The 13,181-nt window shown below is 70.5% G+C and carries 10 protein-coding genes; 5 read left to right on the forward strand and 5 right to left on the reverse strand.

Going from position 1 to position 13,181, the window contains the following annotated elements:
• Positions 1 to 42 precede the first annotated feature (42 nt).
• The 3 genes from RM445_RS10835 to RM445_RS10845 all read left to right on the forward strand — a co-directional run bounded on the left by RM445_RS10835 (position 43) and on the right by RM445_RS10845 (position 3,262).
• Complete coding sequence (locus RM445_RS10835; protein ID WP_311556049.1) at positions 43 to 1,146, forward strand: class I SAM-dependent methyltransferase; 1,104 nt, start codon at positions 43 to 45, stop codon at positions 1,144 to 1,146.
• Between the two features lie 91 nt (positions 1,147 to 1,237).
• Positions 1,238 to 2,752 (forward strand): glucose-6-phosphate dehydrogenase, encoded by a 1,515-nt coding sequence (locus tag RM445_RS10840; RefSeq protein ID WP_311556050.1) that lies wholly within the window; start codon positions 1,238 to 1,240, stop codon positions 2,750 to 2,752.
• Positions 2,753 to 2,845: 93 nt separating this feature from the next.
• Entirely contained in the window at positions 2,846 to 3,262 is a 417-nt protein-coding gene (locus RM445_RS10845; protein ID WP_311556051.1) for an ester cyclase, read from the forward strand.
• Between the two features lie 23 nt (positions 3,263 to 3,285).
• On the opposite strand, the gene uvrA is transcribed toward RM445_RS10845, so the two are convergent.
• The 3 genes from uvrA to RM445_RS10860 form a co-directional block, all read right to left on the reverse strand.
• The gene (uvrA, locus tag RM445_RS10850; protein WP_311556052.1) at positions 3,286 to 6,207 is read right to left on the reverse strand and encodes an excinuclease ABC subunit UvrA; all 2,922 of its coding nucleotides are present in this window, start codon (positions 6,205 to 6,207) and stop codon (positions 3,286 to 3,288) included.
• A 329-nt stretch (positions 6,208 to 6,536) separates the two neighbouring features.
• Positions 6,537 to 6,779 carry a zinc ribbon domain-containing protein gene (locus RM445_RS10855; RefSeq protein ID WP_311556053.1) on the reverse strand — a complete coding sequence of 81 codons (243 nt, stop codon included), beginning with the start codon at positions 6,777 to 6,779 and terminating at the stop codon, positions 6,537 to 6,539.
• Entirely contained in the window at positions 6,776 to 7,234 is a 459-nt protein-coding gene (locus RM445_RS10860; RefSeq protein ID WP_311556054.1) for a MarR family winged helix-turn-helix transcriptional regulator, read from the reverse strand. The genes RM445_RS10855 and RM445_RS10860 overlap by 4 nt, the downstream gene beginning before the upstream one ends.
• A 103-nt stretch (positions 7,235 to 7,337) precedes the next feature.
• Here RM445_RS10860 and RM445_RS10865 point away from each other — a divergent pair, with 103 nt between their 5' ends.
• Complete coding sequence (locus RM445_RS10865) at positions 7,338 to 8,009, forward strand: MBL fold metallo-hydrolase (RefSeq protein ID WP_311556055.1); 672 nt, start codon at positions 7,338 to 7,340, stop codon at positions 8,007 to 8,009.
• 115 nt (positions 8,010 to 8,124) lie between these two features.
• Positions 8,125 to 9,216, forward strand: coding sequence for an IS630 family transposase (locus tag RM445_RS10870; protein WP_311556056.1), 1,092 nt, complete (start codon positions 8,125 to 8,127; stop codon positions 9,214 to 9,216).
• Here RM445_RS10870 and RM445_RS10875 read toward each other — a convergent pair.
• Together RM445_RS10875 and RM445_RS10880 are read right to left on the reverse strand one after the other, a co-directional pair.
• Positions 9,213 to 12,509, reverse strand: coding sequence for a protein kinase domain-containing protein (locus RM445_RS10875; protein WP_311556057.1), 3,297 nt, complete (start codon positions 12,507 to 12,509; stop codon positions 9,213 to 9,215). The two genes, RM445_RS10870 and RM445_RS10875, sit on opposite strands and share 4 nt — an antisense overlap.
• Positions 12,510 to 13,160, reverse strand: a complete 651-nt coding sequence (locus RM445_RS10880) for a DUF7019 family protein (protein ID WP_311556058.1) — start codon at positions 13,158 to 13,160, stop codon at positions 12,510 to 12,512.
• Positions 13,161 to 13,181 lie beyond the last annotated feature (21 nt).

Genomic DNA, 13,181 nt, shown 5'->3' on the forward strand with positions numbered 1-13,181 from the left:
GCTGACAGCGGTCCGACGGCGCCCGTTCCTAGCGTCGTCGCCATGACCACCGATGTTCATCCCGTTTCCCTGGCCGGTCCTTCCGACACCGCCGTGACCGACGCCTTCGTCGAGCGCCTGTTCGGCTCGATCCTCGGCGCCCTCGACCTGCAGGCGGTCTATCTCGGCGACCGCCTGGGCTACTACCGGGCGCTCGCCACGGGCCCCCTCACCTCCATCGAGCTGGCGACGCGTACCGGCACCGCCGAGCGGTACGCCCGCGAGTGGCTGGAACAGCAGGCGGTGACCGGGATCCTCGTGACGGATGATCGGGTCGTCGACGCGCTGGCTCGGCGCTACGAACTGCCGGCCCCGCAGGTCGGGCCGCTGACCGACGCCCTCGACCCCTCGCACTTCGCTCCCTTCGTCCAGTTCGTCGTCGGCTGCCTCAAGCAGACCGAGTTGATGGCGAACGCCTTCCGGACCGGCGGCGGCGTGAGCTGGGCCGAGCACGGGCCGGACGCCCGCGAGGGGCAGGCCGCCGCCAACCGGCCCCTGTTCCTCGGTCCGCTCGGCCGCGAGTACCTGCCCGCGATCCCGGACGTCGACGCCGCGCTGCGGGCGGGCGGGCGCGCGGCCGACGTGGGCTGTGGGCTGGGCTGGTCGTCGATCGGCATCGCCCTGGCCTACCCGGACGCCACGGTCGACGGCTACGACGTCGACCTGCCGTCGATCGAGGCGGCGCGGCGCAACGCCCGGGAGGCAGGCGTCGACGACCGGGTGCGGTTCCATGCGGGCGACGTCGCGGCGGTGGACCGGGGCACGTACGACGCCGTGTTCGCCTTCGAGTGCATCCACGACCTGCCCGACCCGGTCGGGGTGCTGGCGGCGATGCGGAAGCTGGCCGGTGGGAGCGGCGCCGTCGTGGTGATGGACGAGCGGGTGGCGGAGACGTTCACGGCCCCCGGCGACGACGTGGAGCGGCTGATGTACGGCTACAGCCTGGTGTGCTGCCTGGCCGACGGCATGGCGCACGGGTCGTCGGCGGGCACGGGGACGGTGATGCGGCCGTCCACCCTGCGCCGCTACGCGGTGGAGGCCGGGTTCGCCGATGTCGAAATCCTCGACATCGAGAACGACTTCTTCCGCTTCTACCGGCTGCGCTGATCGCGCGGCGGCGGGCGCGGCGTCGGCGCGGCCGGCGTGAGCGGGTTGCAGCATGGTGGCTTTGCTGCGGTCGGAGTGCAGCAAAGCCACCATGCTGAGCTCATCCGAACGCCATGAGCCGGGGACCGGGCGACGCCGGTTCGGCCGGCGACGCACGGGGAACTACGGCTCCGTGCCCGACCTGCTCAAGACTCTCGTCGTCCTCGGCGCCCGCGGTGACATGACCGGGCGCCTCCTCCTACCGGCCCTCGTCCGGCTCGCAGGTGCCGGCCAGCTGCCCGCAGAGATGCAGGTCGTCGCCATGGACCGCGACGCGGGCGACGACGACGCCTACCGTGACCACGCGCGCCAGAAGCTCGACGCGCACCTGCCGGACCGGGACGAGAAGGCGACGGAGGCCTTCCTGGAGCGGCTGTCCTACCGGCAGGCCGACGTCACGTCCGCGGACGCCCTGCGCAAGGCACTCGACGGTCTCGCGTCACCCATGGCGGTCTACCTCGCCCTGCCGAACGTCCTGTTCCGGCCCACGCTCGAGGCTCTGTCGGAGGCGGGGCTGCCCCCGCACGCGACGCTCGTCGTCGAGAAGCCGTTCGGTACGGACCTCGACGACGCGAAGGAACTCAACGCACTGATCGCCCGCTCGTTCGACGAGCGCGACGTCTTCCGCATCGACCACTTCCTGGCGAAGCAGACCGTCCTCGACGTTCTCGGCCTGCGTTTCGCCAACCGCATCTTCGAGCCGGTCTGGAACAGCGAGCACATCAGCCGGGTGGACATCACCTGGTACGAGTCGCTGGGCCTGGAGGGGCGCGCGAACTACTACGACCGCGCAGGCGCACTGCGCGACATGATCCAGAACCATCTCCTGCAGATGCTCGCGCTGGTCGCGATGGACCCGCCCCGGTCGATCACCGACCGGGACCTGCGCGACCGCAAGGTCGAGGCCCTGCGGGCCGTGGTTCCGCCCAAGCCCGAGGAGATGGCGAAGGCCACCCGCCGCGCCCGCTACACCGCGGGGACAGTCGGCGGGAAGGACCTGCCGGCCTACGCCGACGCCGAGGGCGTCGACCCGTCGCGGGGTACGGAGACCTACGCCGAGGTGACCTTCCGGGTCTCGAACTGGCGCTGGGGCGGCACGCCGTTCCGGCTGCGCACCGGCAAGGCGATCGGCCAGGAGCGGCGCGAGATCGCCGTGTACTTCAAGACGGTCCCGCACGAGCCCTTCGACGACCGGGACCGCGCGGACGTCCTGCGCTTCACCCTCTCCCCCGACGCGATCTCCCTCGAGCTCAACCTCAACGGCGAGGGCGACCCGTTCGACCTCGAGCGCGTGACGCTCGACAGCGAGTTCCCGACCCAGGAGCTGCCGCCCTACGCCCTCCTGCTCAAGGAGATCGCCGAGGGCGACCCCACGCTCTCCATCCGCGGCGACGAAGCCGAGGAACTCTGGCGCATCGTCGAGCCGGTGCTGCAGGCGTGGGAGCGCGACGAGGTGCCACTGGAGGAGTACCCGGCGGGATCTGGTGGACCGAAGGGCGCGAAGGCGACGCCGCAACGCGCCGCCGGTCGCGGTACCGCTGCGGGCGACGACCCGCGGTCGGGCTAGGGGTACGTCGCTGTTTTCGGCCGATCGGCTGCTGGTACGAGAGGAGCCAGTCCCCTAATGTGACGCGCCTCACAGCGATGGAGGAGGTCGGTCATGGGAATCACGGAACTCAACGACCTGGCGACCGACGCATGGAACCGGCACGACCGCGACGCGTACGTAGCTCTCTACACCGAGGACTGCGAGATCGTCACCCCGGACGCGACCGTCACGGGGCACGACGGCGCGCGCGAGTTCTGGAGGCAGAACGCGGACCCGTTCCCCGACAACCGGATCACGGCCCGGAAGGTCGTGACGGACGGGACCACGCTCGTCGAGGAGTCCCTGTTCGAGGGAACGAACACAGGTCCGTCGCCGATGCCCGACGGGAGTGAGATGCCGGCGACGGGTAAGGCCGTCGCGGTGCCCTACGTCGGCCTGCACACCGCCCGTGACGAATTGATCGCGAGCAGCCACTTCTACTGGGATCAGCTGTCGTTCCTGCAGCAACTGGGAGTGCTACCGGACTGACCTCCCTGTCAGCCTGCCTCCTGTCAGCCCGCCGCAGCGACCTTGCGGCGCCTCGTGGGCCGGACGGGGGTTTCCTCCGGCGTGACCAGGTCGCGCAGGAACTGCCCCGTATAGCTCGTCGGGTGCGCCGCGACCTCTTCGGGCGTGCCCTGCGCGACGACCGTGCCGCCGCCCGAACCGCCCTCCGGCCCCATGTCGATGATCCAGTCGGAGGTCTTGATGACGTCCAGGTTGTGCTCGATGACGATCACCGAGTTGCCCTTGTCGACCAGCCCCTTGATCACGTCGAGCAGCTTGCGAATGTCTTCGAAGTGCAGGCCCGTGGTCGGCTCGTCGAGGATGTAGACCGTCCGCCCGTTGGACCGCTTCTGCAGCTCGGTGGCCAGCTTGACGCGCTGCGCCTCGCCTCCCGAGAGCGTGGGCGCCGGCTGCCCGAGCCGGACGTAACCCAGGCCGACGTCGACGAGCGTGCGCAGGTAGCGGGCGATCGAGGTGATCGGCGCGAAGAACTCCGCCGCCTCCTCGATCGGCATGTCCAGCACGTCCGCGACCGTCTTGCCCTTGTAGTGCACCTCGAGGGTCTCCCGGTTGTACCGGGCGCCGTGGCACACCTCGCACGGGACGTAGACGTCGGGCAGGAAGTTCATCTCGATCTTGATCGTGCCGTCGCCGGAGCAGGCCTCGCAGCGGCCGCCCTTGACGTTGAACGAGAACCGACCCGGCTGATAGCCGCGCACCTTCGCCTCGGTGGTGGCGGCGAACAGCTTGCGGACCTGGTCCCACACTCCCGTGTAGGTGGCGGGGTTGCTCCGTGGGGTGCGGCCGATCGGGCCCTGGTCCACCCGGACCAGCTTGTCCAGGTTGTCCAGGCCGGTGACGCGGGTGTGTCGGCCCGGGACCTGCCGCGCGCCGTTCAGCCGGTTCGCCAGCACCGTCGCCAGGATGTCGTTGACCAGCGTCGACTTGCCGGAGCCCGACACGCCCGTGATCGAGACGAGGCAGCCGAGCGGGATGTCGACGTCCAGGCTGCGCAGATTGTGCTCGCGCGCCCCGACGATCGACAGCTTCCGCTTCGGGTCGATCCGCCGGCGTTGCACCGGGACGGGGATGGATCGACGTCCGGACAGGTAGGCGCCCGTCAGCGAGGTGTCGTGCGACTCGAGCGCGGCGACCGTGCCGCTGTGCACCACCTCGCCGCCGTGCTCCCCCGCGCCCGGTCCGATGTCGACCGCCCAGTCGGCCGCGCGGATGGTGTCTTCGTCGTGCTCGACGACGATGAGGGTGTTGCCCATGTCGCGCAGCCGCGTCAGCGTCTCGATCAGACGGCGGTTGTCGCGCTGGTGCAGCCCGATCGACGGCTCGTCGAGCACGTAGAGCACGCCCACCAGCCCGGATCCGATCTGCGTGGCGAGCCGGATCCGCTGCGCCTCGCCTCCGGACAACGTCCCGGCAGCCCGGTCCAGCGACAGGTAGTGCAGGCCGACGTCGAGCAGGAAGCCCAGCCGGGCCTGCACCTCCTTGAGCACCCGCCCGGCGATCGCGGCCTGGCGGGCGTCGAGCAGCATCCCGTCGAGGAACTCCGAGCAGTCGGCCACCGACATCGCCGAGACCTCGGCGATCGACTTGTCGCCCTGCTCGCGGTGCGCCAGCGTGACGGCCAGGACCTCGGGCTTGAGCCGTGCGCCCTTGCAGGCCGGGCACGGCACGTCGCGCATGTAGCCCTCGTACTTCTCCCGCGCGTACTCCGAGTCCGTCTGGTCGAGACGGCGGTCGAGGAACGGGATCACACCTTCGAAGTTCGCGTAGTACGACCGCTCGCGGCCGTACCGGTTCCGGTAGCGGACGTGGACCTGGTCCGTGGTCCCGTGCAGCACCGCCTTCTGTGCAGACGCCGACAGTCGGCGCCACGGCACGTCCGTCCGGAAGCCGACGGCGGAGGCCAGACCTTCCAGGAGCCTGCCGAAGTACTCCGCGGACTGGCCGCCCGCCCACGGGGCGATGGCGCCGTCGGCCAGGCTCAGCTCGGGGTCCGGGACCACCAGGTCCGGGTCGACCTCCTTCTTGATCCCGATGCCGGTGCACTCGGGGCAGGCGCCGTAGGGCGAGTTGAAGGAGAACGTGCGCGGCTCGAGGTCGTCGAGGGTCAGCGGGTGCCCGTTCGGGCACGCCATCCGCTCGGAGAACCGACGCTGGCGGTGCGGGTCGTCGTCCGGGAGGTCGACGAAGTCGAGCACGACCAGCCCGTCCGCGAGGCGCAGCGCCGTCTCCACCGAATCGGTCAGCCGCTGCTTGGCGCTCGCCTTGACCGCCAGGCGGTCGACGATCACCGAGATGTCGTGCTTCTCCTGCTTCTTCAGCGTGGGCGGCGCACTGAGCTGGTGCGCCGTGCCGTCGACGAGCACGCGAGAGTAGCCCTGGGTCTGCAGCGTGGAGAACAGGTCGACGAACTCGCCCTTGCGGGTGCGCACCACCGGAGCCAGCACCTGGAAGCGGCTGCCCTCCGCCATGGCGAGCACCTGGTCCACGATCTGCTGCGGCGTCTGCTTCTCGATCACGTGCCCGCAGACCGGGCAGTGCGGCACGCCGGCCCGGGCGTAGAGCAACCGCAGGTAGTCGTGCACCTCGGTGATCGTGCCGACCGTCGAGCGCGGGTTGCGGTTCGTCGACTTCTGGTCGATCGAGACCGCCGGGGACAGGCCCTCGATGAAGTCGACGTCCGGCTTGTCCATCTGCCCGAGGAACTGCCGGGCGTACGCGCTCAGCGACTCGACGTACCGGCGCTGGCCCTCGGCGAAGATCGTGTCGAACGCGAGGCTGGACTTCCCCGAACCGGACAACCCGGTGAAGACGATCAGGCTGTCGCGCGGCAGGTCGAGATCGACGCCGCGCAGGTTGTGCTCGCGCGCGCCGCGGACGACGAGACGCGGGGCCTCCGAGGAACGCACAGGGCGCGCGGCACCGTTGAAACGGTCGTCGGGGGAACGGTCGACCACGGTGGGGAGCCTCCAGGATCAGGCTGGGGATAGTTCGGGAGCGGCACGGGCCGAACCACGAACAGAGGGAACGGATGGCGTCCGGCCCCGCATTCCATGCTAAGCGCGGCCACCGACAAGTTCCGTCGCGTCGACCGGCTCGCGCCGGACGAGCGATGCCGCGCGCCGGACGCGACAGGGACGAACGGAACTGTCGGACCGCTCCGCTAGCTTCGCACGCATGTTCGAACGGCGCGCTCCCGACCCCCGCTCGTCCCGACGGCGCGTCCGCTGGACGCGCCTCAGTCCCCGCCGGTCACCTGCGGGTGGTCACGCCAGGCGGGCATGGCGGCGAGGTAGGCCAGCGTGGCCGCCTCGGCGTCCGCCCGCGACTGGTCGGGGTTGCGGCGCTCCTGCCACGCCACCATCCGCGCGAAACGCTCCTCGAACGGCTGCAACCGGCCCGAGTCGGTGGTGCAGTGCGTGCAGTAGCGGCCGGTCTCCAGCGGCATGCCGCAGCTCTCGCACGAGGTGGGATCGGTCATGGTGCTTCCTTCCGGGGCGGGGGCGCTGCGGCCAGGAGTGCAGCGGCGCCGGTGAGCAGAGAGGTGCGGTCGGAGTCGGTCATCCGTGCGATCGCGGCGGCCAGCGCGTCCTCGGACAGCACCTCCGCATCGCGCCGCAGGGCCTCGATCCCGGCGGGGGTGAGCCAGACGAGGGTGCGGCGACGGTCCGCGGGATCGCGGTCGCGGATGAGGAGGCCACGCCGCTCCAGCCCGTCGACGATCTCGCTGACGACCGACTGCGCCCGGTCGAGGTGCAGCGCCGCCTCCCCGATCGTCAGGGGACCGGTGTGGGCGAGGTGGCCGAGCACCGCACGCGAGGCACCGGTCAGACCGCTGCGCGGGCCGTCACGGCGGTGGTAGGTGAGGTAGATCGTGCGGAACAGGGCGGCGAACGACGCAGCGTCGACGGCCGGGTCCGGCACCGTCCGGGTCATGCGGCCACCGTGCTCGGGGCCGGACGCATCGTCAATCCCGATGGATTCCGTCAGATGGCGACGGCTCGCCACGACGTGGCGGGAGTCCGTACGCTCCGCGGTCGTGGACGTCCTCGACACCTACAGCGGACATACGGATCCGGGCGGGGCCGCTGCCCGCCGCGACCTCGGCGCACTGACGATCACCAAGGTCTCGGTCGGACCGATGGACAACAACGCCTACCTCCTCGTGTGCACCACGACCGGCGAGGCGTTGCTGATCGACGCGGCGAACGAGCCGGACCGCCTCGCGGAGGTGGTCGGCTCGGCGGACGGTGCGCAGCTGCGCACCACGGTCACCACGCACCGCCACTACGACCACTGGCAGGCTCTCGGCGCCGTGGCGGACAAGTTCGGTACCCGTCAGATCGCGCACCCCCTCGACGCGCCCGAGCTGCCGGTGGCGGTCGACGACACGGTCGAGCAGGGCGACACGATCTCGGTCGGCCAGGTGTCCCTGGAGGTGATCCATCTCCGCGGGCACACCCCGGGTTCGATCGCCCTGGTGTACCGCGCCGACGACGGCCCCCACATCTTCACGGGCGACTCGCTGTTCCCCGGCGGCCCAGGGAAGACCGGGTCGCCCGACGACTTCGCGTCGCTGATGAACGACCTCGAGGAGCGGGTGTTCGGCACCCTGCCGGACGAGACGTGGGTCTACCCGGGCCACGGCGACGACACCACCCTCGGCCGGGAGCGCCCGCACCTCGGCGAGTGGCGCGGGCGCGGCTGGTAGCCGCCAGCTCCCCGAATCCGAGCGCACCGAGCTGCTGGCGCCGCACTCAACCTGCGTGGACAGTAGAACTAGTGTCCTGCGCCAGTATTTCGCAGGGTAAGTCCTAGACTGGGGTATGGCCCGTACCGGACGTCCGAAAGCCGTGTTGGAACTGACCGCTGAGGAGCGCGAGCAGCTGCAGCGGTGGGCGCGGCGGGCCACCTCGGCGCAGGCGCTGGCGATGCGCTCTCGGATCGTGCTGGCGTGCGCGCAGGGTCGGTCGAACACCACGGTCGCCGACGACCTCGGAGTCTCGGTGCAGATGGTCGGTAAATGGCGGGCCCGGTTCGTGCAGGCCCGCCTCGACGGGCTGGCCGATGATCCGCGGCCCGGGCGCCCATCGTCGATCACCGCCGAGCAAGTCGAGGACGTTGTCGTGGCAACGCTGGAGTCCACGCCGGCGAACGCCACGCACTGGTCGCGGGCGAAGATGGCCGAACGGACCGGGTTGTCGCGCTCGAGCATCGGACGGATCTGGAAGACCTTCGAACTCAAGCCGCACCGCGCCGAGACGTTCAAGCTGTCAGACGACCCGTTGTTCGTGGAGAAAGTCTTCGACGTCGTCGGGCTCTACCTCAACCCACCCGAGGGTGCAGTCGTGCTGTCGGTGGACGAGAAGTCACAGGTACAGGCCCTGGCACGGTCCCAGCCGACGTTCCCGATGATGCCCGGCATGCCCGAGCGTGCCACCCACGACTACGTCCGCCACGGGACCACCAGCCTGTTCGCGGCGTTCAACACCGCGGACGGCACCGTGATCTCCTCGCTGCACCGCCGGCACCGCACGGTCGAGTTCAAGAAGTTCCTCACCAAGATCGACGCCACGGTCCCCGCGCACCTACAGGTCCACCTGATCGCCGACAACTACGGCACCCACAAGACCCCGGCGATCAAGACATGGCTGGCCCGCCATCCCCGCTTCACCCTGCACCACACCCCGACCTACTCCAGCTGGCTCAACCAGGTCGAACGCTGGTTCGCCTACCTCACCGAAGACCTGCTCCAGCGCGGTGACCATCGCAGCGTCCAAGCACTCGAAACCGACATCCGAGGCTGGGTGAAGGCCTGGAACGACAACCCCAGACCGTTCATCTGGACCAGGACCGCCGAGGACATCCTCGAACGACTCGGACGACTTCTACGCCGAATCAACGGCGCAGGACACTAGACGCGCGTCTGGTAGTCCCAGTCCAGTTCCCAGCACTGGATGTCGCGATAGCCGACCACGGCCAGGACGGCGCACCCGTCGGCGGACATCCCGATCGTGTTGATGTCCTGCCTGCACTCGATCTCGGTGACCAGCTTGCCGGTCGGCACATGCCACAGGCGGATCACGCGTCGGGACGCGGTCAGCAGCAGGTCACCGTCGGCGGTCAACGCCAGGGACACCACGTTGTCATCGTCCACCCTGGCCACGACCTCGGGCGACCCGGCCACGGACACCATCACGAGCCCGCTGTTCGAGAAGTTCGCACGCGTGGCGACGACGACCCGACCGTCGGAGCTGGCCACGACAGGCCCTTGGCCTGTCGTCTCGACCGCGCCGTCGGCGCGGGTGAGCCGCATCCGGACGAGTTCTCCGGCGGGCATGCGCGCCTGGCGCCCGGCGGTGAGCGTACGAGCGTCCAGAACTCGGATTCGACCGTCGTTGTTGACCAGAACAGCGACGTCCCCCCACAGCACGACCCGCTCGTCCGTGCGCGCCGACCACCCGTGCACTCGCTGGCCCGTCATCCGGTTACGCAGGACGCTGATGCCGTCTCGCCGCAAGAACTCGAAGGCCGGGTTCTCCACCGTCAGCGTGGGGTTGCCGTTGTCGTCGCGCACGATCACGCCCGCCCGGCGGGCCGTCTTGAGGTCCCACAGCACCTCGGCGCGTTCGGAGTCCTCCGCGATCAGGTGCCGGTCGTCGGAACAGGCGGTGGTGAACTCGAACCGGAACTCGTGCCGGTCCGGGCTGTCCACCATCTGACCGCTACGCAGGTCGAGGACGCGTACACCCCGGTACAGGTCGACGAAGGCGAAGCGCAGGTCCCGGGTGACCGCCGAACTCATGACGTCGTCAAACCGGCGGGTGGGCCAGACACCCGCGAAGGTGCTTCGTTCACTGAACGTGCCCACACGCCGCCACAGCGCCCGAAGCCGCGGATGTCGACGGTAGGCGGGCATCCGGCGCACGATGTCCAGCTGGCGACGGGCGTCAGCGAGTCGACCGGTCTCGAGGAGGTCGCCGGCCAGGTCGAGGTTCTCCTCGGCCACCAGCGCGTCGCCGGCGATGCGGTCGGTCGGTTGCGGGCGGGCGTAGCTCCACGGCGCGATCGGCCCCGGCTCGGGAACGTGGACGACTCCGGTGGAGTGGAGTACCCGTGGGGTGCGACTGGCGAGGACCGCCAGCACGGTGCGGCCGTCGGCACTCAGGGCGACGTCCATGGGGTTGTGCGAGTCCACGGTGGTGCTGAACATGCACCGGTTCTCGTCGAGCCGCCAGCTCCGGAGAACGATGTCGGCAGCGTTCACCGCGGTGCGGCCGTCGTCGCTGACCGCCAGCCAACCGGAGCCCCTGTTCCACAACTGGGCCCCGCCGAGCGGCCTCACCTCGAAGGTCGTCAGGTCCAGCAGGAGCATCTCGTCGCCCTCCGTGGCGGAGAGGGCGAACCGGGCGGTGGGGCTGATGGCACAATGCAGCCGCAGACGGCCGACCGTCCAGAGCACCTCGCCGGTGCGAGCATCCAGCACCCGCAGCGTCCACGTGTACCCGTCGAACACGGCCACCCGCCGGTTGTCCGCGCTGATCGCGATCGCCCCGCCGAGACCAGGTCCGTGACCCGCGGGACCAGCGTCGACCACGTCCACCGTGTCGCCGAGGATCCGTACGGATCCGTCGGCACCGGCGGTGGCCACGACGGTTCCGTCGGGGCTGACCGCGACGGACTGCACCGCTTCCGGCGGCAGGTCGACCTCCCGGGTGCACTCGCCGGTGATCGTGTCCCAGACCCGCACCTGCCCGCGCCCGTCCGCGGACGCGACGACCCGACCGTCGGCGCTCAGGGACACGGACCAGAGGTGGCCCTCGTGGCCGACGAGGCGCTGCACGACCCGCTCGGCCTCCAGCGACCAGACCTCCACCTCCCGGTGCCGGAGCGTCACCGTGGCCACCCGGCCGTCGGCGCTCAGAGCGATCGGGTGCGCTCCGCTGGACAAGGTCGGGCCGGGGATCCTCATGACGCGTCGATCCGGCAGTTCTCGGGCGGCGGCGGCCTCCGGGCTGTCCGGCAGATGCCGCAACAGGCGGAGGGCGGACTCCTTGTCCCCACGCTCGATGTGCACGAGCGCGAGCAGGACGTCGGCGGTGCGATCGCTCGCCTGACCCAGGCGGACGGCGTCCAGTTCCGCGATCAGCTCCCGATCGGTCTGCAGCCCCCGTCGCCACTTCCGCAGACCTCGGTTGTAGGTCGCGTGCGGGTGGTACGGGTCGACCCGCAGAGCCTCCTCCCAGAACTGGTCCGCCCGGTCGGCGTGCCCGAGGTCCATCAGGGAGAGGGCGCGGTTGGACAGAGCGTCGGCGAGCAGCGGGGCCTCGTCGGGCCGGTGACGCGGGTACGGCTCGAACACCGTGCCCCGGTAGACGTCCGCCAGGTCGTCGGCGATCGCACCGAAGGTCGTCGGGCGGTCCCCGGGATCCTCGGCGAGACAGCGCCGCAGCAGGTCGACGAGGCCCGGGGGCATCGGCGGGACGGCCGGGTCGTCGGCGCCGGTCCCGAGGAACTCCGCGAACTCGGCCGCCGCCGCGGGCCCGAACATGACCGGCGGCCTGCCCGCGAACATCTCGAACACGCTCACCGCCCACGACCACACATCGGTCGCCGGTCCGAGACGCTCGCCCCGGGCCTGTTCGGGCGAGCAGTACTCCACGGTCATCCCGTTGACCGTGACCAGGGGCTCCCGCCCGCCGCCGGGCACGCGGCCGTTGGCGAGACCGAAGTCGGTGACCTTGGCAGCGCCGCCCCGGTCCAGCATGACGTTGGCGGGCTTGACGTCTTGGTGCACCACGCCTCGGCCGTGCGCGTGCTCGAGACCCCAGGCGCACTGGATCGCCAGGTCCAGGATCCGGCGGACCGCCGAGCGGTGGTCGCCGCGGTAGAGCGCACGGTCGCGGACGGCCTCGGCCAGGCTGCCGCCGTCGACCCATTCTGCGAACACCCGGGGCGTGCCGTCGACGCGCCGGACGTAGGCGCAGGTCACCACGTGCGGGTGGGCGCCGAGTCCGACCCATGCCTCCGCCTCGGCCTCGAACCGCTCGGCATCGGCCGGGGAGGCGACCAGCTCCTCGCGTGGGGTCTTGACCGCCAGCTCCATCTCCCACTGTCGGTGCCACACCCGGTACACCAGGCCCATGCCGCCGGTGCTGACGACGTCGCGGACCTCGTACACCCCGAGCACCACGTCACCCGGGGACCACATCTAGTCCACCAGCGCCACGTACAGCGGGCTGCCGAGCAGCACGTTCCTGCCCCCGGGCGTGGGGGCGGGCTCGTACAACAGCCGCTTGGCGACGAACTCGAGGTTCTGCTCCGGCCCCGGCACGACCTCGTTGGCCCGGCGCACGGCGGCCACGACACCCCGCTGCTCCGCCTGATCCTCGTTCCTGATGGCCTCGGCCAGCGCGCCGATCTCCGGATCGGTGCGCAGCCCGGCGAGCAGCGACGGGGTCAGTGACCTGGGGATGGGAGGCGCGGCCGCCGGCGAGGCGCCGAGGACGTGATTGCCCGAGCCGCCCATGCCCGTCACGGTGCGTTCGGTGGCACCGCCGAAGTACACGAGCGTCGGCTCGGTCGGAAAAGGTCCCCAGCGCATCGGCATGAGTCCCCAGAAGAACTGACCGGGCTCGTCGACGGTGCCGAGGTCGCCGTACTGCTCCAGGTAGCGGATCACCCGCGACAGGCGAGCCGTCCGATCACCACCCGCGGGTGTCTCCGAGGCGTGCTTGCCGCCGAGGATCGACAGGTTCAGGCTCACCTCGGTGGTGCGCTTGCGGGTGACGGTGGGATCCATCTGCGCGAGCAGCATGTCGATCTTGCTGTCACTGACGTACAGGTAGTACCGGAACGACACCACTGCTCCCATCCAGAAGGC

The sequence above is a fragment of the Pseudonocardia charpentierae genome, from assembly GCF_031845345.1.
GTDB lineage: Bacteria > Actinomycetota > Actinomycetes > Mycobacteriales > Pseudonocardiaceae > Pseudonocardia > Pseudonocardia charpentierae.

What these genes read in the sequence shown, in the direction of transcription:
- RM445_RS10835 (WP_311556049.1), top strand. Translation starts at nt 43, where the DNA reads ATGACCACCGATGTTCATCCCGTTTCCCTGGCCGGTCCTTCCGACACC.
- RM445_RS10840 (WP_311556050.1), top strand. Translation starts at nt 1,238, where the DNA reads ATGCTGAGCTCATCCGAACGCCATGAGCCGGGGACCGGGCGACGCCGG.
- RM445_RS10845 (WP_311556051.1), top strand. Translation starts at nt 2,846, where the DNA reads ATGGGAATCACGGAACTCAACGACCTGGCGACCGACGCATGGAACCGG.
- RM445_RS10855 (WP_311556053.1), bottom strand. Translation starts at nt 6,779, where the DNA reads ATGACCGATCCCACCTCGTGCGAGAGCTGCGGCATGCCGCTGGAGACC.
- RM445_RS10860 (WP_311556054.1), bottom strand. Translation starts at nt 7,234, where the DNA reads ATGACCCGGACGGTGCCGGACCCGGCCGTCGACGCTGCGTCGTTCGCC.
- RM445_RS10870 (WP_311556056.1), top strand. Translation starts at nt 8,125, where the DNA reads ATGGCCCGTACCGGACGTCCGAAAGCCGTGTTGGAACTGACCGCTGAG.
- RM445_RS10875 (WP_311556057.1), bottom strand. Translation starts at nt 12,509, where the DNA reads ATGTGGTCCCCGGGTGACGTGGTGCTCGGGGTGTACGAGGTCCGCGAC.